The sequence below is a fragment of the Brucella sp. NBRC 113783 genome (assembly GCF_040372265.1).
Classification (GTDB): Bacteria; Pseudomonadota; Alphaproteobacteria; order Rhizobiales; family Rhizobiaceae; genus Brucella; species Brucella teleogrylli.
On sequence record NZ_BAABRX010000001.1, the window covers coordinates 1,061,952 to 1,084,296 of the forward strand.

Below are 22,345 nucleotides of genomic sequence, written 5' to 3' on the forward strand. Positions count from 1 at the left end.
CGTCCGCTACTGACAAAATGCGAGCAATATCAGTTGCTTCTCGTAGCGAGGGAGTGAGTTGATTGCCCCGCAACAATCCGCACCTGCTCATATAGTCACAAAAGCTTGGCGTTGCGAGAATGCAACATCGCATTTTTGCCATTTTCTCGTCGGGTTTTCTTCACAGAAGCGGGCATTTCGTGCCGCAATTACCGACGATACCTCCTCCCCATCAGCACGGCATGGGCAACTTCGAACTCCCAACATGCTGCCCGCCCGATAAGGGACCGTGTCAAACGTAATTTGTGTAAGGAGAATGCTATGCGCACTCTTAAGTCTCTCGTAATCGCCTCGGCTGCGCTGCTGCCGTTCTCTGCGACTGCCTTTGCAGCTGACGCCATTCAGGAACAGCCTCCTGTTCCGGCTCCGGTCGAAATGGCTCCCCAGAACACCTGGGCTGGCGGTTATACCGGTCTGTACCTCGGCTACGGCTGGAACAAGGCCAAGAACGACATCGTCGGCACCGTAAAGCCTGACGACTGGAAGGCTGGCGCTTATGCTGGCTGGAACTTCCAGCAGGACCAGTTCGTATACGGTGTTGAAGGTGACGCTGGTTACTCCTGGGCCAAGAAGTCCAAGGACGGTCTGGAAGTCAAGCAGGGCTTCGAAGGCTCGCTGCGTGCACGTCTCGGCTACGACCTGAACCCGATCATGCCATACATCACCGGTGGTATCGCTGGTTCGCAGGTTAAGCTGAGCGGCAATGGCGACGACGAAAGCAAGTTCCGCGTTGGTTGGACTGCTGGCGCCGGTATGGAAGCCAAGCTGACCGAAAACATCCTGGGCCGCGTTGAATACCGCTACACCCAGTTCGGTAACAAGGACTATGACCTCGGTGGCACCACCGTTGGCAACAAGCTCGACACCCACGACATCCGCGTCGGTCTCGGCTACAAGTTCTAATTATCTGATAATTGAACACGGAAAACCGGGTAGGCAACTGCCCGGTTTTTTGTTGCCCGAATTTTCTTCGGGCAGACAGGCCCTCAATAACCTTCCTGCTGTGCGGTATCGACCAGCCATTTACGGAAAGCGGTCATCGCATCCGTTTCCGGGCGCGATTGAAGTCGGGCCAGCCAGTAGCTGCCCATGGTCACCGTTTGCGGGAAGGGCTGGACGATTGTTTCGGCGTGAAGCTGCCGGGTGAACATCGACGGCGGCGCAAGCGCGACACCTGCACCTTGTATTGCAGCTTCCATCATGGCCAGCGACGAATCGAACATGATGCTTTTGGGCAGCGGCATGTCGCCGGTGACGCCAGCAGCAGCAAACCATTGCGACCATTCATCGGCCCGATAGGACCGCAGCAGCGTATGGCGAACGAGATCAGGCGGGTTTTTCAGCTGGCTGGCTATGTCCGAAATGCACAAGGGCGAAAGCGGCGCTTCCAGAAGGCAGGTTGCCTCGACACCGTGCCACGCCCCGGACCCGAACCGAATCGCAAAATCCAGTCCCTCAGCGGCGATGTCGACGCGGTTATTGTTGGTTGAAAGCCGCAAATCGATAAACGGATGCGTGGTCTGAAAATCGCGCAGGCGAGGGATCAGCCAGCCGACGGCCAAAGTTCCGACCACACCAACGCGCAGAACCTCGCGATAATGTCCGCCTTCAAAACGTTCCAGCGTCCCGGCAATGTTATCGAAGGCCTCCCGCAAGGTGGGCAGCAGCGTTTCACCTTCATGGGTGAGCAGCAATCCGCGCGGCAAACGTTCGAACAGGGTGACATTGAGGCGGCTTTCGAGGCTTTTCACCTGATGGCTGACAGCGGCTTGGGTCACGCATAATTCGATTGCCGCCTTGGTGAAGCTGAGATGGCGTGCCGACGCCTCGAAGGCGCGCAGTGCATTCAGCGGAAGATGAGGCCGGACCATCGCTATACCCAAATTTTTCTAATGCCAGAGGCAAGATAACGTCGTTTGTTTCGGACGTATAGCTCGCTTATATCGAGAGTGCCGAATAGACGGGTTTTGATTCAATTCACCTGCATCCGGTTTAACGCGCGTTATTTCACATGAGAAAACACCGATTCCTTCCGCATGTCTCCCACGCGGCAGGGAAATCGGTTCACAATGAGGATTGCGTATAAATCATGAGAAAAACTACCGTTTCCGCCTTGAGCATAACTGCCGTCGCCAGCCTGTTGTCCAGTGTATCAGTACAGGCCGCAAACGCGCCGAGCGAGAAAGAGATCAGGCATCTGGTCGATGAAACGATCAAGACTGTCATGGCCGAACACAAGATTCCCGGAATGGCCGTGGCGGTTACGTCTGGCGGCGAGACCTACTTTTTCGGCTATGGCGTCGCCTCTAAGGAAAGCGGACAGAAGGTGACCGAAGACACGATCTTCGAGATTGGTTCCGTCTCCAAAACCTTTACCGCGACGCTCGGCGGGTTGGGGCTTGCGGAGGGCGCGTTTAACCCGGGCGATCCGGCGACGAAATACGCTCCCGAACTGGCAGGCAGCAGCTTCGACAAGGTCTCTATGCTCGATCTTGGCACTTACACTGCGGGCGGCTTGCCCCTGCAATTTCCAGACAGTGTCACCGACCACAAGACGATGATCGATTATTTCAGGAACTGGAAGCCGGATTATCCTGCGGGCACACAGCGCCGCTATTCAAATCCGAGTATCGGTCTGTTTGGTTATCTCGCTGCTCAAAGCATGGGCGAGCCCTTCGACAAGGTGATGGAAACAAGGCTCATTCCGGCCTTCGGCCTGAAGCACACATTCATCCAGGTGCCTGAAAGCCAGATGAAGAATTACGCCTATGGCTATTCGAAAGCCAACAAGCCGATCCGGGTGTCTCCCGGCGCCTTCGACGCGCAGGCTTATGGAATCAAGACCACTGCGCCGGACCTGATCCGTTTCGTTCAGTTGAATATGGACAGCACATCGCTTGATCAGCCGATGCAAAAGGCCGTAGCGGCCACGCATACCGGCTATTACAAGGTCGGTGACATGACACAGAGCCTTGGCTGGGAGCGTTACGCCTATCCGCTGAGTCTGAAAACGCTGCTTGGCGGCAACACCTCCGATATGGCGATGAAATCGCACAAAATCGAAAAGCTAGACCCACCTTTGCAGCCGTCGGACGACATGCTGCTCAACAAGACCGGTTCGACCGGTGGTTTCGGGGCCTATGTGGCCTTTGTGCCGGGCAAAAAGATCGGCATTGTGATGCTTGCAAACCGCAATTATCCAAATGAGGCGCGGATCAAGGCCGGGTACCGCATCCTGAAGGCGCTGGACGGCAATCAATAATCGCTGAAAATACAAACGCCCCGGATAGCGGCTGCCATCCGGGGCGTTTCAAAGCTTGGCGCAGAACTTAGCCTTGCGGCAGCAACGCCGCCAGTTCCGGATGCAGTTCCTGATAACGCTTGATCCAGCGCTTCAGCTTCGGACGTCCACGTTCCCATTTGCCATCGAAGCGCAGCGCGAGATAGCCCAGAACAGCAGCGACGGCGATATGGCCCGCATGCAGCTTGCCCGCCAGACGCGGCGGGGCCTCATTGAGCAGGTCGAGCGCACGCTCGGCCTTGCGCCATTGCAGATCCAGCCATGGCTGGTGGATTTTATCTTCCGGGCGCAGGCGGCGTTCATAGACATGCGCGAGCAGAACGTCGGCCAGACCATCGGCAATGGCTTCATAACGCTCGGCATCGGTGCGCTTTTCCGCATTGCGCGGGAAAAGCTTGTTGCCGGAAACGCGGTTCAGATATTGGGTAATGGCGCGACTGTCGAACACCGCCTTGCCATCATCGGTAACAAGGGTTGGAATCTTGCCAAGTGGATTGGCGTTGATGAGGTTCTCCGGCTCCGCCGACGTGTTCACGACCACGCTTTCAAAAGGGACGCCTGCATAATGCGCGGCCATGCGCACCTTCGCGCTGTAAGGCGAGGCGGGTGAATAGAGAATCTGCGTCATGTTTGATTCCTGAGAATGAAGATTATTGGGTTGCCGGCATCATGACCGAACGGCTGCGGCAGGCGTTATTATTGACCTCCTGGCAGGCGCGATATTGGAGGTCCTTCGTCATGCAGATGCGCACTTCCTGAAGATAATTGCGCTGGCAGGTGACAGAAATGCCGCTGGCCTTCATGCCCGGATTGGCTGCAAGAAAGGCTTTTTCGACCAGCATTGGGTCAACCCGGCGGTCACCGCTTACATTGCGAAGGCTGGGCGGAATATTGACCTGCTCATAGGCGTTGCGCAGCGTGTCGAAATAATCGCGTTGGGACAGACCCGAGCAGCTTCCGTGCTTGCGCCATTCATGGCCTATCAATCCAGCGGCCGGCATGATGTCCGACAGGCTGGAAATAATCTGGCGCGGAACATAACCGCCGCGGCTGCGCACATTGTCGAGCTGGCAATTGGCCGGATAGCCCCATTCATTTTGGGGCCAGAGACCATGGGCGACAAAGCCGAAAGGGCGCGGATTGTTGCATTGCTGCTTGTTGGCGCGACGGCCTTCCGACGCGCAATAGCTCGGTGACCAAGAAAGCGACAGCACATAGAAGTCGAAATCGCCGGGCACATCGCCATTGTCCTGGTCGTCAGCAAGAGCTGCACCCGACAATATTGTCGTCGCCATCAGGGCAATCGAAAGCAAAGCGCTTGGGACAGCCGCCAGTCTTCGCAGCATGGAACCTCCGGTCAGGTCAGCGGAGGACGCGGCAGCTTGGCGCGTCGTAGACATACCAACGGTCGAAGCCTTCAACGCAGAATTCCACGTTGCGACCGACCGATGCAAAACCCTGACCTTCTTCGACCAGATACCAGACGGAACGGTATTGGCCGTCACTCAATACGGCGGTGGCCTTGCAATAGGTGCGTTCGATTTCTGCCGGGTTGGTCTTCGGCTCATAACGGGTCAGCTGAACATCGCTCATCGCTGAAATTCCGACTTGCGGCAGTTCGGGAACGTGGCGCACCTGATAGCCGAAGCGCGAGACCACCGAGCGCAGCACGCTCTGCTGGTTGCAGACGGTGTTGTCGACGACGGCTGGTGCAGACTGAAGATAATCGGCAGCGTTGGCGGGCAGGGCTGCAAAAGTCACCGGCAGGACGGAGGCGGCGAAGAGGGCGGCCCGCGAAAAGCGACCGAAGCGATCCAGTTTGCCCGAGGTAAGTTGCATGTCTCTATCCTGTCCCAAAATGCGAACGCGAAGCGCGCGCTTATGTCTGTGATAGCCGAAGCTTTGCTTCGCGCAGTTTCTTTCAGCACGCGGCAGCGGTCAAGAGCGATCCGTCTCGCCGCGTATCCACCGAACACTGAAATTGCTACCCTTTTCTTCGGCCAGCAGTTTCGTAAGGCTGGGAAGCACGGTTTGCATCTCACTTTCGAGTGTATAGGGCGGATTCACGACAATCATACCGGTGCCATCGAGGCGCGGTTCGGATGAGGGCGGGCGAATCGCCAGCTCGATCTGCATGATCTTCGGAATCCCGGTTTCATGAAGCCGCTTGGCGAAGCGCTCGGTTTCCTTGCGGTCCTTCACCGGATACCACAGCGCATAAGTGCCGCCGCCGAAGCGCTTGTGCGCCTTGGCGAGACCATCCACCATACGGTCGAATTCGCCTTCAATTTCGAAAGGTGGATCAACGAGCACGAGGCCGCGTTTTTCCTTTGGCGGAAGATGCGCGCCAAGCGCCAGCCAGCCGTCGAGTTCAATGACGCGCACCTGATAATCGCCGTCGAAGCGCTTTGCCAGTTTGGCCGCATCCTGCGGGTGCAGTTCCAGCGCTGACAGGCGGTCCTGCTTGCGCAACAAATGCCGCGTCACATAAGGCGAACCAGGATAGTGGCGGAGTTTTCCGTCCGCGTTCACCGCCCGCACTGCATCGAGATAAGGCGTGAGCAGTTCCAGCACTGCCGGTTCGATCTGGCCTTTTTCGACCGCTTCGATGACACGGTGAATGCCACCCGTCCATTCGCCGGTCTTGCCCGCTTCTACGCTTTTCAGGTCGTAAAGCCCGATGCCCGCATGGGTGTCGATGACGCGAAAGGCCTGATCCTTGCGCTTCAGATAGTCGATGATACGGGCGAGGATGACGTGTTTGACGACATCCGCGAAATTTCCGGCGTGATAGGCGTGACGATAATTCATGATCGCGCTTGTTTCACGGCTTTCCGCTTTCGGCAAGAGGATACCAATTTCCGATTCGCCACGACTGTCATAAATGTGACATACAGCGGTCACCAACCGCATCTTCACCTGAGTCGAGCTTGCAATGTCCGGTGGCGTCCTTCTGATCGTCCTGTTTGGCGCGTTTCTTCACGCGAGCTGGAACGCCATCGTCAAAAGCAGCGGCGACAAGTTTTTCGCTGCCGCCAGCGTGACCGGCGCTGCCGGTTTCATCGCCTTGTTCATCGTGCCATTTCTGCCGATGCCGAATGCGGTCAGCTGGGTCTATATCCTGATGTCGACCGTCACCCAGACTTTCTATATGTCGCTGGTGGCGGCGGCCTATAAATCCGGCGATATGAGCGAGGCCTATCCCATCATGCGCGGCACGCCGCCTTTGCTCGTCGCGCTGGTCAGCGCGCCGCTGGTGGGCGAGGTCATGGGCTGGAAGAGCTGGCTCGGCATTGTCTTCATCTGTTCAGGCGTGCTGGCCATGGCGCTGGAAGCAAGGCGGCGCAATCGCGGCACCTCCAGTCGCACGGCCATTCTGGCGCTGACCAATGCCGGGTTTATCGCCGGTTACACCATCATCGACGGTCTTGGCGTGCGGGCGTCGGGTGCGCCGCTTTCCTATACATTGTGGCTGTTCGTCATCAATGCCGTGCCGTTGGCTGGCTGGGCACTCTATCGCGAGCCCGACCGTTTTATCAGCTATATGCGCAATCGCTGGCGTCCGGCGCTAATTGGTGGCGTGGGGACGCTCGGTTCCTACGGGCTGGCACTCTGGGCGATGACCATGGCGCCGATTGCCGTGGTGGCGGCCTTGCGTGAAACCGCCATCCTGTTCGGCATGATCATTTCTGCGGTCGTGCTGAAGGAAAAGGTAGGGTTGCCGCGTTTTGCGGCTGCGGCACTGATTGTGCTGGGTGCGATTACGCTTCGTCTGTCTTAGAGGTCCTACGTTGAAAACATATTTCGCCGTGTGAGCGCTTGCGGTAATAAAGAAATATGAACGAGCAAATTTCCATATCCAATATCAAGATCGGTCATTCGGCTTGCCCGCATGACTGCCCGTCCACCTGCGCGCTCGACGTCGAACTTCTGGACGAGCGCACCATCGGTCGTGTGCGCGGTTCGAAGGACAACAGCTATACGGCGGGGGTCATCTGCGCCAAGGTGGCGCGCTATGCCGAACGCGTTCATCATCCAGACCGGCTGAAACACCCTTTGATACGCTCCGGCGCTAAGGGCGCGGGCGAATGGAAACAGGCGTCATGGGAAGCGGCGCTTGATCTGATTGCCGAACGGTTTTTGAAAGCCGAAGCCGAATATGGCAGCGAAAGCGTCTGGCCTTATTATTATGCTGGCACGATGGGGCTTGTTCAGCGCGATTCCATCAACCGTCTTCGCTTCGCGAAGCGCTATTCCAATCAGTTCGACAGTTTTTGCACCAATATGGCCTGGACGGGCTATTTCGCCGGAACTGGTAGCCTGATCGGCCCGGACCCGCGCGAGATGAGCAAGGCTGACGTGGTGGTAATCTGGGGCACCAATGCCGCCGCCACGCAGGTTAATGTCATGACCCACGCCGTGCGTGCGCGCAAAGAGCGTGGTGCAAAGATCGTCGTCATCGACATTTATGCCAATGCGACCGTGCGACAGGCCGATATGGGCATCGTACTCAAGCCCGGTACGGATGGCGCCTTTGCTTGCGCCGTCATGCATGTGCTGTTCCGCGACGGCCTCGCCGATTGGGATTATCTGGAGCGCTACACCGATGACCCGAAGGGGCTGGAAGCGCATCTGGCAACCCGCACGCCGGAATGGGCCTCCGCCATCACAGGGCTGACGGTTGAGGAAATCGAAGCCTTCGCGCATCTCGTCGGCAAGACCAAGCGGACCTATTTCCGCCTTGGCTATGGCTTCACGCGGCAGCGCAATGGCGCGGTGAATATGCATGCCGCAGCCTCTATCGCCTGCGTGACCGGGGCATTCCTTTATGAAGGCGGCGGCGCGTTTCACTCAAACGCCAGCATCTTCAAATTCGACAAGCGCGAGATTGAAGGCCGGGCGATGCAGGATAAGACCATCCGCTTCCTCGACCAGTCGAAGATCGGGCGCGTTCTCACCGGCGATCGCGAGGCGCTTTATGACGGCCCGCCCGTCATGGCGATGCTCATCCAGAACACCAATCCGATGAATGTGACACCGGAACAGCGTCTTGTCCGCAAAGGTTTCGCGCGCGAGGACCTGTTCGTCACCGTGCACGAGCAGTTCATGACGGATACGGCCAAGATGGCCGATGTCGTGCTGCCTGCCACCACATTTCTGGAACATGACGATATATATCGCGGCGGCGGCCAGCAGCACGTGGTGCTTGGGCCAAAGCTAATCGAACCTTTAGCCGAGGCGCGACCGAATATTTTCGTCATCAACGAACTGGCCAATCGGCTCGGCGTTGGCCACCTTCCGGGCTTTTCTGTCGATGAGCGCACGCTGATTGACAATATGAACGCCAACAGCGATCTGCCGCATTTCGACGAACTGAGAGAGCGGCGTTTTGTGGACAAGCAACCGCCTTTCGAGGAAGCGCATTACATCAACGGCTTCAAATGGCCCGATGGCAAATTCCGCTTCCGTCCTGACTGGACGGGTAGTCCTGCACCGGACCGTCCGCCGGAAGTCATGGGCCTGCAAGGCGAGTTCCACTCGATCCCGGAATTCCCGGATTATTGGGAAGTCATTGAGGTGGCGGATGCCGAGCATCCGTTCCGGCTCGCGACATCACCGGCGCATAATTTCCTGAACTCGACTTTTGCCGAAACGCAGACCTCTATGGCCAAGGAAATCCGCCCGGAACTGCTGATTCATCCAGACGACGCGGCGGAACTTGGCATTGCCGATGGCGAACGGATCGAGATCGGCAATCATCGCGGCGAAGTGGTGCTGCACGCCGTGCTTCGCGCTGGTCAAAAACGCGGCGTGGTGGTGTCGGAAGGCATTTTTCCAAACACGTCATTCGAGCGCGGCGAGGGGATCAATACGCTGCTCGGTGCGGAGCCCGCCGCTCCTTATGGCGGTCTGGCGGTGCATGACACAAAGATCTGGATCAGAAAACTTGCGTAATAAAAAGCCGCGCCGAATGTCTTCGGCGCGGCTTTTTCGTAACGCAGGCTAACGATTAACCGGCGTAGTTCAGCTTCAGCTTGGACACACCAACAGCTGCATTGAGGCCACGCTGGCCCTGAACCGAAATCGGCTGCAGCGAAATCGTCTTCCAAGAACCACCCGTCAGGATGTTCGTGCCGAAACCGATGCCGATGGCTGCATTGGCCGAAGCGCCGACATAACGGCCCTTGAGTGCGCCTTCCGGACGAACGGTCGGAGCCCAGACGGCCCAGGCGACAGTGCCGCCATTGATAAAGCCGACGTCAACGCCGAGCTTGGTGATCGTTCCGGTGTAATGTTCCAAAGGATTACCACGGCGCGCAGGGCGGAACACACAATCAACCTCCTGCTGGCTGCCGATGATCACACCGATCGCCGGGGAAATGTCGCAGGTCAGGGTGCCGACTTCCGAACGCGGCTGCGTGCGACCCGAAGCGGGAGGAGCTACGAAGTCTGCCGCGATGGCGGGAGCGGTGACAGCAATGCCGGAGATGACGGCCATTGCGGACAGGAAGGAAGTCGAAAAACGGAGAGACATGATCTTGTCCTCTTCTTGAACACATATTGAAAGAGACGGGGCTGCATAGGCTCGTCTCAATAACGGGGATTGCCGAAGCAAGTTCCGTTACAAATCTGAATTAGAGCTTTTTGCGGGAAATTAAAGTTTTATTAACAAAAAACTTGGGGTGTGATGAATTTGTCGCGCATATGCGCGGAAGCGCCCTCAGGCGCTCACGAGCATCGCGTCGGCTAGAGACGCATCATCGTCCTTCTGGCCATTCGCAAACTGCCGCAGAACGAGCGGATAAATCCGATGTTCGGCTTTCAAAACACGTGCCGCCAGCGTGTCGGCAGTGTCGCCGTCGATGACCGGCACGGCAGCCTGAGCCAAAATGGGGCCTTCGTCCATGCCTTCCGTCACAAGATGCACGGTGCAGCCTGCAAGTTTCACACCGGCGTCGATAGCGCGCTGATGTGTGTGGAGGCCCGGAAAAAGTGGCAGCAGGGAAGGGTGGATGTTGAGGATGCGTCCTTCATAGGGCGCGATAAAACGCCCGGACAGAAGCCGCATATAGCCAGCGAGGCAGAGGAAATCAGGCTTCAGCGCAGCCAGCGCGGCGAGGATCGCATCTTCATGCTCTTCCTTCGACGCAAAATCCCTGCGCGTGAAAACTTGTGTGGCAACGCCAGCGGCTTGCGCTTTCACGAGGCCGCCTGCATCTGCCTTGTCGGAAAAAACCGCGACGATTTCCGTCGGAAAGTCGGGTGCCTGCGCAGCCCGGATCAGCGCCTCCATATTGGAGCCGCCGCCCGAGATGAAAATAACGGCCCGCTTGCGGCTCATAGTGCGAGCGTGCCCTTATAGACGACGCCGTCCTTTTCGCGTGCGATCATGCGACCGAGCGTGACGACCTGTTCGCCTTCAGCCACGAGGGCCGCGACCACTTCGTCAACCTTTTCAGGCGTGACGACGGCGATCATGCCGATACCACAATTGAAGGTACGCAGCATTTCATTGGCTTCCACGTTGCCGGTCTTGGCAAGCCAGGAGAAAACGGGCGGTACGGCGATGGCCGTCAGGTTGATTTCGGCAGCCAGACCTTCAGGCAGAACGCGCGGAATATTGTCGGGGAAACCGCCGCCGGTGATATGCGCCAACGCCTTGATACCATCCGAAGCGCGGATGGCTGCAAGCAGCGGCTTCACATAAATGCGGGTCGGGGTGAGTAGCGCTTCACCCAACGTCGAACCCGGCTGGAATGGCGCATCGGACTTCCAGCCGAGGCCGGACAGTTCAACAATGCGGCGCACCAGCGAAAAGCCGTTGGAATGAACGCCGGAAGAGGCGAGGCCAAGAATGATATCGCCTTCGGCAATATCGCCGCGCGGCAACAGCCGGTCGCGCTCTGCCGCGCCCACGGCGAAACCGGCCAGATCGTAGTCGCCGTCGCGATACATTCCGGGCATTTCAGCGGTTTCGCCGCCGATCAGCGCCGAGCCAGCCTGACGACAGCCTTCGGCAATGCCTGCAACGATGTCCACGCCCTGATCGGGCGACAGCTTGCCGGTGGCATAATAATCGAGGAAGAAAAGCGGCTCCGCACCCTGTACAACCAGATCGTTCACGCACATGGCGACGAGGTCGATACCAACGGTGTCATGCTTGTCAGCGTCGATGGCGATCTTCAACTTGGTGCCCACGCCGTCATTGGCGGCGACCAGAACCGGGTCCTTGAAGCCTGCCGCTTTCAGATCGAACAGGCCGCCGAAACCGCCGATCTCGCCATCCGCACCGGGACGGCGCGTCGAACGCACGAGTGGCTTGATCTTTTCAACCATCAGGTTGCCGGCATCGATATCGACACCTGCCTGCGCATAGGTCAGGCCATTATGGCCGTCGAGCTTGTTTTCCGAGGACATGGCCTGCTCCTGAAACTGGGTGCTATCCACTAGGGTCTAAACTCGATTAGGTTTCGGGCGCGGCGCGAGCTGGATTTTGTTTTAGAATAGGAGAAAAGACCGTGATGGAGTAAATCTCCATGAGGGCTTTTCGACGCATTCTGGGACAAAATCCACCGCGTTCCTTCGGAATATGACGGAAATCCCTCATCTTTTCGTCGCGAACACTTGATGGAGATACACTCCACCTTCGCGTTCGCTCCTAAAGCTGAGCGATTTTCGCTCATACCGCGCTCCAAATCCTAATCGAGTTCAGACCCTAGCGCGCAATGCCACGAGATGGCGCTGCCCGCAAGGTCAAGAAGCGGGAAAAGCGCAAAACTCTGCTGGATTCTGCCCAGTTTTTCGCATGATCGGTCGTCGTCGTGCCGATGACTGCGTTTGTCGCATGGCTTTGCATTTCGCGCGGGCCAGTCTACTCTTAGTACGAAATGAGCCGAGCATCAGCGATAAGATGCCGGTAATGCAATTCTGATATTGTTTTGCCAGCAGATATTTGCAGAGAACGGAACCATATGGTCAAGAAGCCGACGCCGACACGCCAGACAAGCGCCAGAACAGATACCAACCAGACGGCTGGCAGCAAAGTCATTCGCCAGACGGATGCCATCGCTTCGGATGGCAATATCCACGTCAATGTCGAAGTCGGCAGTTTGACGGGAACAACGGTGCGGCGTCAGGCGATGTTCTGGGTCGCGACAATGGCCTTGTTCGTTCTGTTTCTGGTGGTGTTCAGCTCGGTGCTGCTGCCTTTTGTGGCGGGCATGGCTCTGGCTTACTTCCTTGATCCCGTGGCTGACAGGCTCCAGCGTTTCGGCTTGTCGCGTCTGACTGCAACTGTCGTGATCCTGCTGGTTTTTCTGATCGCGCTCGTCGTCGGGCTGATGATCATCGTGCCAATTCTGGCGACGCAGCTTGCCGATTTCATTTCCAAACTGCCCGGATACATCACGCAATTGCAGTCGTTGCTCGCTAACGAAAACTCGCAATGGCTGAAGAAATATATCGGCATCGACAGTTCGGTCATTCAGCAAAATCTCAGCGCGCTGGTCCAGCAGGGCGCCGGTTTCATGACAACGCTGCTGCAGTCCCTGTGGAATTCGGGGAAATCCCTGATCGATATTGCGGGACTTTTCGTCGTCACGCCGGTCGTCGCCTTCTACATGCTTCTCGACTGGGACCGGATGGTCAATCGCATCGATTCCTGGGTGCCGCGCGCGCAACTTCATACGGTGCGCCAGATCGCACGCGAAATGAATGCAGCGGTTGCAGGCTTCATTCGCGGGCAGGGCACGCTCTGCCTCATTCTGGGCACGTATTATGCCCTGGGACTGACCCTGACGGGGCTCAATTTCGGCCTGCTGATCGGCTTTTTTGCCGGTCTGATCTCCTTCATTCCCTATATCGGCTCGTTCGTCGGTCTGGCACTCGCCATTGGTGTGGCGCTGGTACAGTTCTGGCCAGACTGGATCATGATCTGTGCCGTCGCGGCGGTGTTTTTCATCGGCCAGTTCGTGGAAGGAAACATCCTCCAGCCCAAGCTGGTTGGGTCGTCGGTTGGCCTCCATCCGGTATGGCTGATGTTCGCTCTGTTCGCGTTCGGTTCACTGTTCGGCTTCACCGGAATGCTGGTCGCTGTGCCCGCTGCGGCGGCAGTCGGGGTGCTTGTGCGTTTTGCCTTGAATCGCTATCTCAATTCACCGATGTACGATCCAGCCTTTCGTCGTCGCGACCCGGATGCGGGGCCGCTGATCGAGGCAGGCGAGAATGCAGGCCCGAATGCAGGCAGGGACAAATGAGACTGAACCGCAATCTGGACGGATGTGCGGGAGGCAGCGATGCGTGACGCCCCGCGTCAGATTCCGCTGAATCTCGAACACCAGCCCGGTTATCACCGCGAAGACCTGATCGTCACGGGCTCGAACCGTGCGGCGGTTGACCTTATCGACCGCTGGCCGAACTGGGTATCGCCGGTTACGATCCTGGCCGGGCCGACCGGTGCGGGCAAGACGCATCTCGCCGAAATCTGGCGCGCGGGCACAGATGCGCTTCTGGTCGATCCCGCGCGGATTACCGATGAAATCGTTCAGGCTGCGGCAGAGCGCGCCGTGCTGATTGACGATATTGGCGGCGCGCCGTTCGATGAAACGGGGCTGTTTCACCTCATCAACAGCGTTCGCCAGCATGCCGCGCAGGGTTTCGGGCCGTCACTCCTGATGACGTCGCGCCTGTGGCCCGCGAACTGGAACGTAAAGCTGCCCGATCTCGCTTCGCGGCTGAAAGCGGCCACCGTGGTGGAAATCGCCGAGCCGGACGATCTTTTGTTGTCGGGCGTCATTCACAAGCTTTTTGCCGATCGTCAGGTCAGCGTTGAGCCGCATGTCGTGACCTATCTGGTCAGCCGGATTGAACGTTCGCTCCTGTCTGCGATCCAGATTGTCGACAAGCTCGACCGGGCGGCTCTGGAACAGAAAACCCGCATCACGCGGGCGCTGGCGGCGCAGGTGCTGGCTGATACGGATGGCCAAACGGGCGACAAGGCAGGCTGACGGTGAAGATTGTCGTCACGGGGGCAGGCGGGTTTATCGGCAGCGCGCTTGTGCAGCAGCTGCATGACGAAGGGCATCAGGTCACGCCCCTCTCTCGCAACGATCTGGCGAATGCGTATTTCTCCGGCACGGAGTCCGTTGTGCACTGCGCGGCCCTTGCCCATCGCACGGGCGCGGAACGACCGGACGCTGATGCTTTCGATGCCGTCAACCACCGACTGACTGTTGAACTGGCCGAAAAGGCGAAACAGGCGGGCGTGAAACGCTTCATCTTCGTTTCAACCATCTATACCATTGCCGAAAATCCCTCGCCGCTGAGACCCGACATGCCGTTAGCGCCGAGGGCAGACGACGATTATGGACGCGCCAAGGCGAAGGCGGAAGCGGTGCTGTTGGCGATGACCGGCATCGAGATTGTCATTGCGCGTCCCGTACTCGTCTACGGTCCCGGTGCACGCGCCAATCTCCGGGCCTTGATGAAGCTCTGCGATAGTGCATTTCCGCTACCGTTCGGCATGGCGAACAACCAGCGCAGCTTCGTATCCTTGCAGAATGCCGCCCGCGCACTTGCTTTCCTATCGCAAGCTCCGGCTGAAAAAGTCGCGGGGCGGGTGTTCCATCTGGCTGAACCCAAACCGCGTTCAACCCGGGAACTGGTATCCATCGCCCGTAAGGCTATGGGGCGTCCGACGCGCCTTCTGCCCGTGCCGCCAATGCTGATGCGCCTGCTGCTGACGGCACTCGGAAAAAAGGGGCTCTATGAGCAGCTGTTCGGTGATCTGACAGCGGACACGTCGTCACTGACCGGGGCCGGGTTTGAATATCTTCCTGGCGATCCGCAGATTGCAGCCATGGCTGCGGAAGTTAAAAAAGCCTAATTCTTATCTCCAACCGCCTTGGGCGGGACGATGCGGGACTGCGTCTGTAGAGGCGCGCTTTTAGCGATCTCCGGCTTCTTCGTGACCGAGCCGGTGATCAGCGTTGCGCTGTCGGGCTTGTTGCGACCGCCGACAAGCTGATCTTCATGAACCCAGCCAATCATATTGGTCTTAGGCACGATGACGCGATGCCAGCGCCCTGTCTTGCCGTAAGAGCGCATCTCGCGTCCCTTTGCGACGGTGCCGATGGCTGCGGATTTGTCCCAAGCATTCTTGTGAATGGTCAGCTGCGTCCGGGCGTAGACGACCGAAGGCGAATGCGCAGGCGTGTTGACGCCACGCGGCGGCATCATATGCGGGCCGGTCGGCGCTGAGGCGACGAGTTGATTGGTCGGGCGTGGCGGCTTCGGCGCTTGAACGGTGACTTGAGTTGGGGCTTGAGCCGCCGCCTGCTGAACGGGCTTCGGAGCGACAGGCGCTGACGGACGCGGCACAGGGCCAACGGCTGCGCCGTAGTCCTTGTCTTTGTCCTTCGACGGTGCGGTCGTTTCTGGAGCCTTCGCGGTAACCGTGGGCTTGCTTTCCGTACGGGGCGGGGTCGAGGCAAAAGGATTGGTCGCGGAGCGCTGGAACAGCGCCGTCAGTGCGGCTTGCGGGCTTTTGTGCTGCGAGGTGGCCCATAGGCTGAAAGCGCCAAGACCGAGGATGGCGGCCAACGCCAGAACAGGCGCAGACGAACCAGATCCACCCTTGGTGGAGCGGGACCTCTTTTTCGGTGCAGCTTTTCGGGTGGGCTTCCGTGCAGCCATATGTCTGACCCCTGTTCGAATCGCGATGGCTAGACGCTAACAAGTCTTCCTTCGCATTTCGTTACCTGGGCTTAGCGGGCGATGACAGGCTACAAACGGAAAACGCCGCTTTCGCGGCGCATCCAATTCTTCGAGAAGAGGTTAATCAGTGTCCGGACGTCTTGCCGTCACAAGAAGTATCGCCGGAAACCTTATCCTGTTGTTTCTGGTTCGATTCCTGCTCTTCAACTGCGTCGCGCCACTGTGCCCATTCGCGTTCGTGACGACGATAAAGTTCATCGGAAACAGTCTGGATACTCATTTTGATCCTCCGTTCATCTGGCGATGCAGATAACACGGAGCTGCCCAGAACGTTGCATCACAAAGCGTAAGCACTTGAAATCTAAATCGGTTTATATGTTTATAACCTTTTTAGAGGTCAGTTTTCCTCGACGGAAACACCGCCTTCTCCGATTTTTAACTCGATCCCGGCGGGTTTCGTCTCTTCGCGATAGACGTAAAAAGCCAGACCGGCGGCAACGACGATCAATGCGCCGATAATCAGATAAAGCCCGTTTCTGTTCACATTCAACTCCTTAACGTGAGGGTAAGAATGGAACGCCCGAATGCGCCATCGGTTCCGATAAAGAAAACCCACGCGGGCATGCGCTCGCGTGGGTTGTTGCGGGCTTGATCGGCAATCAGTGCGTTATGGCAGGCAGGGTTTCCGCCGGAACCATATGGGTAAATGGCGGCAGATAGGCCTGTGCCATCACGAGAAGACCGATGAGCGACGCCAGCGCAACCGAGTGGAAGAACACATAGCGCAGGATCTTCGACTCATGCCCGTACCACTGGGTTGCCGTGGACGCGACGACGATGGATTGCGCATCGATCATCTTGCCCATGACGCCACCCGACGAGTTGGAGGCAGCCATCAGTACTGGCGAGAGCCCGAGCTGCTCGGCGGTAATCTTCTGCAAACCGCCGAAAAGAACGTTGGATGCCGTGTCCGAGCCGGTGAGGGCAACGCCGAGCCAACCCAGCATTGCGCCGAAGAACGGATAGACCCAGCCGGTCTGCGCGAATGCAAGACCAAGCGTGGCATCCGTACCGGAATAGCGGGTGACATAGCCCAGCGCCAGCATGGCCGCGATGGTGATGAGCGAGAAGCGCACCACATAGGCGGTCTTGCCGTATTCCTTCAAAAGCTTGAACGGATTGAAACCCAGCACCAGCCCCGCCACGATGGCGGAAAGCAGGATGCCTGACCCGGTGGCCGACAGCAGATTGAGCGTATAGACCGCCGCTTCCGCATGAGCTTCGGCGACGACGGGCGGCACCTTGAACACCAGATTATGCAGATAAGGCACCGGCACCTTCAGCACCCAGAGTGAGTCGAGCCATGCACGGAACTGTGGCGTGCCCCACAGAAACACGAAGACTGACAGAATCAGCCATGGCAACCACGCACGGAAAACGATTCCGCTCGCATGTTGCTGCGGTGGCGTATAGGGCGCGGCGACTTCGTCGGCATCGAGACTGGTGGAAGTCCAGATGCGTTTCGGCTGCCATATTCTCAGAAATCCCGCGAGCGCTGCCATGGAACAGACGGCGGCAACCACGTCGACCAGCCACGGACCATGGAAGTTTGAAACCAGATATTGCGGAATCGCAAAGGCCACACCGGCAACCAGCAAGGCAGGCCAGACTTCCAGCATGCCCTTGCGTCCGGCAAAGGCCCAGATCAGCCAGAAGGGCACGATAACCGAGAAGAACGGCAATTGCCGCCCGATCATGCCTGATAGTTGCAGAAGATCGATGCCGGTCACGGCGGAAAGCGCGATGACTGGTGTTCCAAGCGCGCCATAGGCCACAGGCGCGGTGTTTGCGATCAGCGACAGGCCAGCAGCTGGGAGAGGGGCAAAGCCCAGCCCCATGAGCATCGCCGCAGTGACCGCGACAGGCGTGCCGAAACCAGCCGCACCTTCAAAGAAGGCACCGAAGGAAAAGGCGATGAACAGCAGCTGCAGACGGCGATCCGGCGTAATCCCGGCGATTGAATCGCGCAGAATGTTGAATTGCCCGGTCTGTTCAGTAAGGCGATAGAGAAAAATGACGTTCAGGATAATCCAGCCGATGGGCAAAAGCCCGTAGGCCGCGCCATAGACGGCAGTTGCGCCTGCCTTGTCGGCGGGCATACCAAATCCTACAACGGCGATGATGAGAGCGGTCAGAAGACCGAGTATTGCTGCAGTATGAGCTTTCATATGGAGAAAGCCGATACCGCCCAACAGGACGACAATTGGCAAAGCGGCAAGCAATGTTGACCAGAACATGCTGCCCAAAGGGTCGTATACTTGATTCCAGGGCATGGTTTCCTCCCTTCCTGGACTGAAAAACGTTCCTCTCTTCAATGCAAAATGCTTCACCGGTCTGTCTGCCGATGAAGAGGCAACGGACACCATCCTCTCCCCGGACGTGCCTATTGCTGATTGTTGAATTCTTTAGACGATTGATTGGTAAACTTACTTTACCAGGACTGTCAATTCGGGCTCTTCTGCTACTTTAGGCATGGATATGCTACTCGTGCAGGAGAAAAGACTGTGCTTGTTCAAATGACGTAACGTCAGGACTTGTTCTGATTCGGGAAAAGCATGCGCCAATACAGGCCGCTTTTTCGTCGTTATTTCAGCGCATATTGGAAGGTCTCTTTGAGAGGAGGCTGTCATGGTCACGCGCGCATTGCCGCCGAAGGAATTCGAGGCACAGAATGTTCGTCAGGGCAGGCAGGGAACCCAGGTTCTGACCGTGTTGATTGTCAGTCTGATGGCGTCCCTCGTCGTGTGGATGTTTGTCGGGCTGTTCGGGTAGAACCGGGCAGTTAGAGCTGCACTATCCTTTCATCGCCTGTCACTCATGACACGGCGGTGTGCGTCGTTGACGTGTATTGCGAGCGAAGGCTCAGTAGGACTGATACTGAAGCTTTCACACGAAAAGACATTGTCCAGATTTAAAAGAAACATCTATTGATAGAGCGGGGGAAGGCACTGCGAGTCGTCAATTTGCATTGACTTGGTTGTGATTACCCTGCCGGCGGCTGGGTCGGCACATCAATAAGGGAACCAGCCAAAGCAAATTGGGAGAACTTAGCATGCGTGTCTTGAAGCGTATCGTCGTGGCTGCTTCGGTGGCGACGATGGCAACCATGATCGGCGGACTGGCAACGACTGCTGCAAATGCCGAAGCACCGCTGAAACTCATCATCGGCACTGAGGGCGCCTATCCTCCGTTCAATTTCATTAAGCCGGATGGCACCCTGGCTGGTTTCGACGTGGATATCGCAAAGGCGCTTTGCGATGAAATGAAGGCCGAGTGCACGTTCATCACGCAGGAATGGGACGGCACGATCCCGGCGCTGCAGGCTGATAAGTTCGACGCCTATGTATCGTCCATGTCGATCACGGAAGAGCGCAAGAAGCAGGTCGATTTCTCCAATAAATATTATAACACGCCTCCCGGCGTCGCGGTTCCCAAGGATAGCGACATCAAGGGCGTGACCAAGGCGGACCTTGCAGGCAAGACGGTCGGCGTGCAGGTTTCCACCACCCATGCCAATTATGCCGAACACGCCTTCACCGATAGCACGATCAAGGCTTATCCGACCGCTGACGAATATCGCCTCGATCTGGCCAATGGTCGCCTCGATGCCGCCAATGATGACAGCGTCACGCTGGCCGAATGGCTGAAGACGCCGGATGGCGCCTGCTGCAAGATGGTTGGCACCTATCCGCCCGACCCGGAAATTCACGGTGTTGGCGTGGGCGTCGCCCTGAAGAAGGGACGTCCGGAACTGGTTGAAAAGTTCAATACCGCCATCAAGGCCATCCGTGCGAATGGAAAATACAAGGAAATCAACGACAAATATTTCGATTTCGACGCTTACGGCTCGGAAGACTGATTCTATTCGCGAAGTTCCACCGGCTTGCGATGCGCGGGCCGGTGCATTCAAGCGAGCTTTTGGCGGGGACGGGTCCAACTCTTGCGTCAACTGTTCGATTTTTTTATGAAAGTTTGAAAATAGCTCTTGCCTTAGGAAAGCGAATTCTCTAGGGAACTCAACGTCCGAGAGGGCCACGGAGCGTAGCGCAGTCTGGTAGCGCACCTGATTTGGGATCAGGGGGTCGCAGGTTCGAATCCTGCCGCTCCGACCATGTTTTCCCCACCATGATTGACCTGAAAAAGCAAGCTATCCAGTGCTTGGCTTGCGGCGCGTGTCTTTATCGCGTTGACATGGGTTGGTGGGTCTACTATTGCCTTGTTGAAATTCAGAGCCCTTTTGGGGGCGGCAAGAGCATAGTCCAAGGTTCTTCAAATGGTTGCACGCATTTTCCGTCCAGCTAAGACTGCCATGCAGTCCGGTCAGGCCAAGACAGATCAATGGATCCTCGAATACGAGCCGGAAAGCCCGCGCACGGTCGAGCCACTGATGGGCTACACGTCGTCAGGCGATATGAGAAGCCAGATCCGTCTCGCTTTCGATAACCAGGAAGACGCCATCGCTTATGCAAAGCGCTATGGCATTGCCTATCGCGTTGCCGAGCCGAACGAACCGAAGCGCCGCAAAGTGTCCTATTCGGACAATTTCCGCTTCGATCGCACGATGCCCTGGACGCATTGACAGCTTGCCCGGTCTTGGTCATCGCGCTAAGGCCGGAATATGATCGCTCGGGCTTTTACTGAAGCCCGAAGCGCTCAAAATGTCTTCGACTTTTCAAAGACGTGGTCCCGTAGCTCAGCTGGATAGAGCACCGGCCTTCTAAGCCGATGGTCACAGGTTCGAATCCTGTCGGGATCGCCACCTTTTCAATAACTTAGCTTCATCAAATTGCGAAAGTTCCAACTCGATAATTTTCGAGTTCCAACTTTTCTTCATCATTTGTTCTGATCGCGCATTCTCTGGCGCCCTCGTCGGCGCGCAGCATCTGCCTGGCGAACGGCAGTTAGATCCACCGGCTGATACGTTTTATGAATGGCGTTGGCGCTCGAAATCGAGTTCGCCATCTTGGCAGCTGTTTCAGCTGGTGTGGCTCCGCCCGCCTGGGCTTCAATCGCGCCAGAGCGCCGCATGTCGGCCAGTGTGCGCTTATCGCCGGGGAAGCAAAGTTCGCGAATTACCGCAAAATCATCTGGCAGCGTAAATCGAGAATACGGTGCGCCGCTACGATTGCGGAGAAACGCACCAACTTCGCAGGGGCTATCTTTCAAATAGGCGTCCATCAAGGCGAGGGAACGCTTTCCCAACGTGCCAATAGCGGACCGACCTGTCTTGGCGCGCCCTACAGGGAAGTAGCGATCTATTCCCTTTCCTTCGATTCCACTGATTGTTAATTTGCGTAGGTCTGCCGGGGAGAACTGAGTATCCCATGCGAGTGCGATGGTGACAGCGAGGCCGTAATATTTTTCCCGCCAAGCTCTTTTCGCCAGCCGCACAACCTCCCATTCGCGCCACGAACTGGAGCGGGGTTGCGGTGCACGATTGGATATCGCAGATGACGGGTCGTTTTTCTGGCCGGTGTAATTCAACCCCTTGCAGACGTTCCAAAGCGCCCGCCAGATCTTAATCGTTCGCCATGCCTCGCGCAGAGATACATTTGTCTCGATCATCGCCCGAAAGCGAGAGAGGGTTTCAAGCGAGATTTCCGGGCTGGTTGGTGGCAGGTCTCCGAATACAGGTGAGATCCTCACCCAGGCTCGCTCCCACTCTTCGCGGGTGCGCGGTTTTTTGTTTTTGGACCATTCCTCTGTTTTTTTGTAGCGTTCAAACGCTTCGCCTATCGACCCGATAGGCCAACGTGGGCCGGTATCCTGCGCTCGACCTTGCCGATGTCTCTGCCAGCGTTCGTTCCATTCCGCAGCTATTTTCCATGCTGCGGGGCCATCTATGCCGCAGCGAACCGGCAGGAAGCCAGCATCCTTCATCACTTTGGTGGGTTGCCAATAGCCGTATTTGCCCTTTTTAACCACGTAATAAGGGATATCCACTTTACCCACCAAGCCGCTCCAATCTTGCCGCCACCAAGCCGCTAGATTGCGCAGGAGATTGATTCGTTTGCAAGATGCGCTTGTGACGCGAGGCGCGCCATTCATCAATGGCGTCCAAATCGTAATATCCGGTGTCAGGATCCGACGGCGGAAAACCGCGCTGTAGCAAGCGCGGTAATAGTTCGCCGAACCTCTCCAGTGTGAGGCCAAGACGACGGGCAGCCTTCTCCGGCGGAACGTCGCGTGGATCGACCAAGAACTTAATCGCCATGACGGTCGCCTCCTGAT

At 57.4% G+C, this 22,345-nt stretch carries 24 protein-coding genes and 2 tRNA genes; 12 read left to right on the forward strand and 14 right to left on the reverse strand.

Features of this window, described 5'->3' with window-relative positions; all coding sequences use genetic code 11:
• Positions 1-300: 300 nt before the first annotated feature.
• The gene (gene omp25, locus ABWW11_RS04910) at positions 301-942 is read left to right on the forward strand and encodes an outer membrane protein Omp25 (protein ID WP_109368681.1); all 642 of its coding nucleotides are present in this window, start codon (positions 301-303) and stop codon (positions 940-942) included.
• An 83-nt stretch (positions 943-1,025) separates the two neighbouring features.
• On the opposite strand, the gene ABWW11_RS04915 is transcribed toward omp25, so the two are convergent.
• The gene (locus tag ABWW11_RS04915) at positions 1,026-1,910 is read right to left on the reverse strand and encodes a LysR family transcriptional regulator (RefSeq protein WP_283735794.1); all 885 of its coding nucleotides are present in this window, start codon (positions 1,908-1,910) and stop codon (positions 1,026-1,028) included.
• A gap of 218 nt (positions 1,911-2,128) precedes the next feature.
• On the opposite strand from ABWW11_RS04915, the gene ampC reads away from it, so the two are divergent.
• On the forward strand, positions 2,129-3,301 hold the full coding sequence (gene ampC / locus ABWW11_RS04920; protein ID WP_319080379.1) for a class C beta-lactamase: 1,173 nt from the start codon (positions 2,129-2,131) through the stop codon (positions 3,299-3,301).
• A gap of 67 nt (positions 3,302-3,368) precedes the next feature.
• Here ampC and ABWW11_RS04925 read toward each other — a convergent pair whose 3' ends face one another.
• The 4 genes from ABWW11_RS04925 to ABWW11_RS04940 form a co-directional block, all read right to left on the reverse strand.
• Positions 3,369-3,968, reverse strand: coding sequence for a glutathione S-transferase (locus tag ABWW11_RS04925; protein WP_140024820.1), 600 nt, complete (start codon positions 3,966-3,968; stop codon positions 3,369-3,371).
• Positions 3,969-3,990: 22 nt separating this feature from the next.
• Positions 3,991-4,686 carry a ribonuclease T2 family protein gene (locus tag ABWW11_RS04930; RefSeq protein WP_319080378.1) on the reverse strand — a complete coding sequence of 232 codons (696 nt, stop codon included), beginning with the start codon at positions 4,684-4,686 and terminating at the stop codon, positions 3,991-3,993.
• A 16-nt stretch (positions 4,687-4,702) separates the two neighbouring features.
• Positions 4,703-5,179, reverse strand: a complete 477-nt coding sequence (locus ABWW11_RS04935) for a phage portal protein (protein WP_140024818.1) — start codon at positions 5,177-5,179, stop codon at positions 4,703-4,705.
• 99 nt (positions 5,180-5,278) lie between these two features.
• A complete protein-coding gene (locus tag ABWW11_RS04940; RefSeq protein WP_140024916.1) occupies positions 5,279-6,151 on the reverse strand; it encodes a 23S rRNA (adenine(2030)-N(6))-methyltransferase RlmJ in 873 nt (290 codons plus the stop codon).
• A gap of 124 nt (positions 6,152-6,275) precedes the next feature.
• Here ABWW11_RS04940 and ABWW11_RS04945 point away from each other — a divergent pair, with 124 nt between their 5' ends.
• Together ABWW11_RS04945 and ABWW11_RS04950 are read left to right on the forward strand one after the other, a co-directional pair.
• Positions 6,276-7,121 carry an EamA family transporter gene (locus ABWW11_RS04945; RefSeq protein ID WP_109368687.1) on the forward strand — a complete coding sequence of 282 codons (846 nt, stop codon included), beginning with the start codon at positions 6,276-6,278 and terminating at the stop codon, positions 7,119-7,121.
• 56 nt (positions 7,122-7,177) lie between these two features.
• On the forward strand, positions 7,178-9,295 hold the full coding sequence (locus tag ABWW11_RS04950; protein ID WP_319080377.1) for a molybdopterin oxidoreductase family protein: 2,118 nt from the start codon (positions 7,178-7,180) through the stop codon (positions 9,293-9,295).
• Positions 9,296-9,350: 55 nt separating this feature from the next.
• Here the strand turns inward: ABWW11_RS04950 and ABWW11_RS04955 are convergent, their stop codons facing one another.
• The 3 genes from ABWW11_RS04955 to purM all read right to left on the reverse strand — a co-directional run bounded on the left by ABWW11_RS04955 (position 9,351) and on the right by purM (position 11,758).
• Positions 9,351-9,875, reverse strand: coding sequence for a DUF992 domain-containing protein (locus ABWW11_RS04955; protein ID WP_109368689.1), 525 nt, complete (start codon positions 9,873-9,875; stop codon positions 9,351-9,353).
• 186 nt (positions 9,876-10,061) lie between these two features.
• A complete protein-coding gene (purN, locus tag ABWW11_RS04960; protein WP_319080376.1) occupies positions 10,062-10,682 on the reverse strand; it encodes a phosphoribosylglycinamide formyltransferase in 621 nt (206 codons plus the stop codon).
• The gene (gene purM / locus ABWW11_RS04965) at positions 10,679-11,758 is read right to left on the reverse strand and encodes a phosphoribosylformylglycinamidine cyclo-ligase (protein ID WP_109368691.1); all 1,080 of its coding nucleotides are present in this window, start codon (positions 11,756-11,758) and stop codon (positions 10,679-10,681) included. Before purM ends, purN begins: the two co-directional genes overlap by 4 nt.
• A 554-nt stretch (positions 11,759-12,312) precedes the next feature.
• Between purM and ABWW11_RS04970 the strand changes: the two genes are divergently transcribed.
• Genes ABWW11_RS04970 through ABWW11_RS04980 form a run of 3 tightly spaced genes read left to right on the forward strand, consistent with a single transcriptional unit; the run spans position 12,313 to position 15,224 of the window.
• The gene (locus ABWW11_RS04970) at positions 12,313-13,596 is read left to right on the forward strand and encodes an AI-2E family transporter (RefSeq protein WP_109368692.1); all 1,284 of its coding nucleotides are present in this window, start codon (positions 12,313-12,315) and stop codon (positions 13,594-13,596) included.
• 39 nt (positions 13,597-13,635) lie between these two features.
• Positions 13,636-14,346 carry a DnaA regulatory inactivator HdaA gene (hdaA, locus tag ABWW11_RS04975; protein WP_121535653.1) on the forward strand — a complete coding sequence of 237 codons (711 nt, stop codon included), beginning with the start codon at positions 13,636-13,638 and terminating at the stop codon, positions 14,344-14,346.
• A 2-nt stretch (positions 14,347-14,348) separates the two neighbouring features.
• Positions 14,349-15,224 (forward strand): NAD-dependent epimerase/dehydratase family protein, encoded by an 876-nt coding sequence (locus ABWW11_RS04980; RefSeq protein WP_140024813.1) that lies wholly within the window; start codon positions 14,349-14,351, stop codon positions 15,222-15,224.
• Here the strand turns inward: ABWW11_RS04980 and ABWW11_RS04985 are convergent.
• The 4 genes from ABWW11_RS04985 to ABWW11_RS05000 form a co-directional block, all read right to left on the reverse strand.
• Positions 15,221-16,033, reverse strand: coding sequence for a hypothetical protein (locus ABWW11_RS04985; RefSeq protein WP_319080375.1), 813 nt, complete (start codon positions 16,031-16,033; stop codon positions 15,221-15,223). The genes ABWW11_RS04980 and ABWW11_RS04985 overlap by 4 nt on opposite strands.
• 145 nt (positions 16,034-16,178) lie before the next feature.
• Positions 16,179-16,334, reverse strand: a complete 156-nt coding sequence (locus ABWW11_RS04990; RefSeq protein ID WP_319080374.1) for a hypothetical protein — start codon at positions 16,332-16,334, stop codon at positions 16,179-16,181.
• 117 nt (positions 16,335-16,451) lie between these two features.
• Positions 16,452-16,598, reverse strand: a complete 147-nt coding sequence (locus tag ABWW11_RS04995; RefSeq protein WP_119045079.1) for a hypothetical protein — start codon at positions 16,596-16,598, stop codon at positions 16,452-16,454.
• Positions 16,599-16,713: 115 nt separating this feature from the next.
• A complete protein-coding gene (locus tag ABWW11_RS05000) occupies positions 16,714-18,387 on the reverse strand; it encodes an L-lactate permease (RefSeq protein WP_319080373.1) in 1,674 nt (557 codons plus the stop codon).
• Between the two features lie 355 nt (positions 18,388-18,742).
• On the opposite strand from ABWW11_RS05000, the gene ABWW11_RS05005 reads away from it, so the two are divergent.
• The 5 genes from ABWW11_RS05005 to ABWW11_RS05025 all read left to right on the forward strand — a co-directional run bounded on the left by ABWW11_RS05005 (position 18,743) and on the right by ABWW11_RS05025 (position 20,873).
• Positions 18,743-18,886, forward strand: coding sequence for a hypothetical protein (locus ABWW11_RS05005; protein ID WP_180917957.1), 144 nt, complete (start codon positions 18,743-18,745; stop codon positions 18,884-18,886).
• A gap of 280 nt (positions 18,887-19,166) precedes the next feature.
• Positions 19,167-19,973 carry an ABC transporter substrate-binding protein gene (locus tag ABWW11_RS05010; RefSeq protein WP_413464679.1) on the forward strand — a complete coding sequence of 269 codons (807 nt, stop codon included), beginning with the start codon at positions 19,167-19,169 and terminating at the stop codon, positions 19,971-19,973.
• Between the two features lie 176 nt (positions 19,974-20,149).
• A tRNA-Pro gene (locus ABWW11_RS05015) sits at positions 20,150-20,226 on the forward strand.
• A gap of 161 nt (positions 20,227-20,387) precedes the next feature.
• Entirely contained in the window at positions 20,388-20,693 is a 306-nt protein-coding gene (locus tag ABWW11_RS05020) for an ETC complex I subunit (protein ID WP_121535671.1), read from the forward strand.
• A gap of 103 nt (positions 20,694-20,796) precedes the next feature.
• Positions 20,797-20,873, forward strand: a tRNA-Arg gene (locus ABWW11_RS05025).
• Positions 20,874-20,947: 74 nt separating this feature from the next.
• Here ABWW11_RS05025 and ABWW11_RS05030 read toward each other — a convergent pair.
• Positions 20,948-22,066, reverse strand: a complete 1,119-nt coding sequence (locus tag ABWW11_RS05030; protein WP_319080371.1) for a site-specific integrase — start codon at positions 22,064-22,066, stop codon at positions 20,948-20,950.
• Positions 22,059-22,328 carry a hypothetical protein gene (locus ABWW11_RS05035; RefSeq protein WP_319080370.1) on the reverse strand — a complete coding sequence of 90 codons (270 nt, stop codon included), beginning with the start codon at positions 22,326-22,328 and terminating at the stop codon, positions 22,059-22,061. The genes ABWW11_RS05030 and ABWW11_RS05035 overlap by 8 nt, the downstream gene beginning before the upstream one ends.
• Between the last annotated feature and the right edge of the window lie 17 nt (positions 22,329-22,345).

Bases quoted from the DNA above. Each gene is read 5' to 3' on its own strand.
- omp25 (WP_109368681.1), top strand. From the start codon at position 301: ATGCGCACTCTTAAGTCTCTCGTAATCGCCTCGGCTGCGCTGCTGCCG.
- ABWW11_RS04915 (WP_283735794.1), bottom strand. From the start codon at position 1,910: ATGGTCCGGCCTCATCTTCCGCTGAATGCACTGCGCGCCTTCGAGGCG.
- ampC (WP_319080379.1), top strand. From the start codon at position 2,129: ATGAGAAAAACTACCGTTTCCGCCTTGAGCATAACTGCCGTCGCCAGC.
- ABWW11_RS04925 (WP_140024820.1), bottom strand. From the start codon at position 3,968: ATGACGCAGATTCTCTATTCACCCGCCTCGCCTTACAGCGCGAAGGTG.
- ABWW11_RS04930 (WP_319080378.1), bottom strand. From the start codon at position 4,686: ATGCTGCGAAGACTGGCGGCTGTCCCAAGCGCTTTGCTTTCGATTGCC.
- ABWW11_RS04935 (WP_140024818.1), bottom strand. From the start codon at position 5,179: ATGCAACTTACCTCGGGCAAACTGGATCGCTTCGGTCGCTTTTCGCGG.
- ABWW11_RS04940 (WP_140024916.1), bottom strand. From the start codon at position 6,151: ATGAATTATCGTCACGCCTATCACGCCGGAAATTTCGCGGATGTCGTC.
- ABWW11_RS04945 (WP_109368687.1), top strand. From the start codon at position 6,276: ATGTCCGGTGGCGTCCTTCTGATCGTCCTGTTTGGCGCGTTTCTTCAC.
- ABWW11_RS04950 (WP_319080377.1), top strand. From the start codon at position 7,178: ATGAACGAGCAAATTTCCATATCCAATATCAAGATCGGTCATTCGGCT.
- ABWW11_RS04955 (WP_109368689.1), bottom strand. From the start codon at position 9,875: ATGTCTCTCCGTTTTTCGACTTCCTTCCTGTCCGCAATGGCCGTCATC.
- purN (WP_319080376.1), bottom strand. From the start codon at position 10,682: ATGAGCCGCAAGCGGGCCGTTATTTTCATCTCGGGCGGCGGCTCCAAT.
- purM (WP_109368691.1), bottom strand. From the start codon at position 11,758: ATGTCCTCGGAAAACAAGCTCGACGGCCATAATGGCCTGACCTATGCG.
- ABWW11_RS04970 (WP_109368692.1), top strand. From the start codon at position 12,313: ATGGTCAAGAAGCCGACGCCGACACGCCAGACAAGCGCCAGAACAGAT.
- hdaA (WP_121535653.1), top strand. From the start codon at position 13,636: ATGCGTGACGCCCCGCGTCAGATTCCGCTGAATCTCGAACACCAGCCC.
- ABWW11_RS04985 (WP_319080375.1), bottom strand. From the start codon at position 16,033: ATGGCTGCACGGAAGCCCACCCGAAAAGCTGCACCGAAAAAGAGGTCC.
- ABWW11_RS04990 (WP_319080374.1), bottom strand. From the start codon at position 16,334: ATGAGTATCCAGACTGTTTCCGATGAACTTTATCGTCGTCACGAACGC.
- ABWW11_RS05000 (WP_319080373.1), bottom strand. From the start codon at position 18,387: ATGCCCTGGAATCAAGTATACGACCCTTTGGGCAGCATGTTCTGGTCA.
- ABWW11_RS05005 (WP_180917957.1), top strand. From the start codon at position 18,743: ATGGTCACGCGCGCATTGCCGCCGAAGGAATTCGAGGCACAGAATGTT.
- ABWW11_RS05010 (WP_413464679.1), top strand. From the start codon at position 19,167: ATGCGTGTCTTGAAGCGTATCGTCGTGGCTGCTTCGGTGGCGACGATG.
- ABWW11_RS05020 (WP_121535671.1), top strand. From the start codon at position 20,388: ATGGTTGCACGCATTTTCCGTCCAGCTAAGACTGCCATGCAGTCCGGT.
- ABWW11_RS05035 (WP_319080370.1), bottom strand. From the start codon at position 22,328: ATGGCGATTAAGTTCTTGGTCGATCCACGCGACGTTCCGCCGGAGAAG.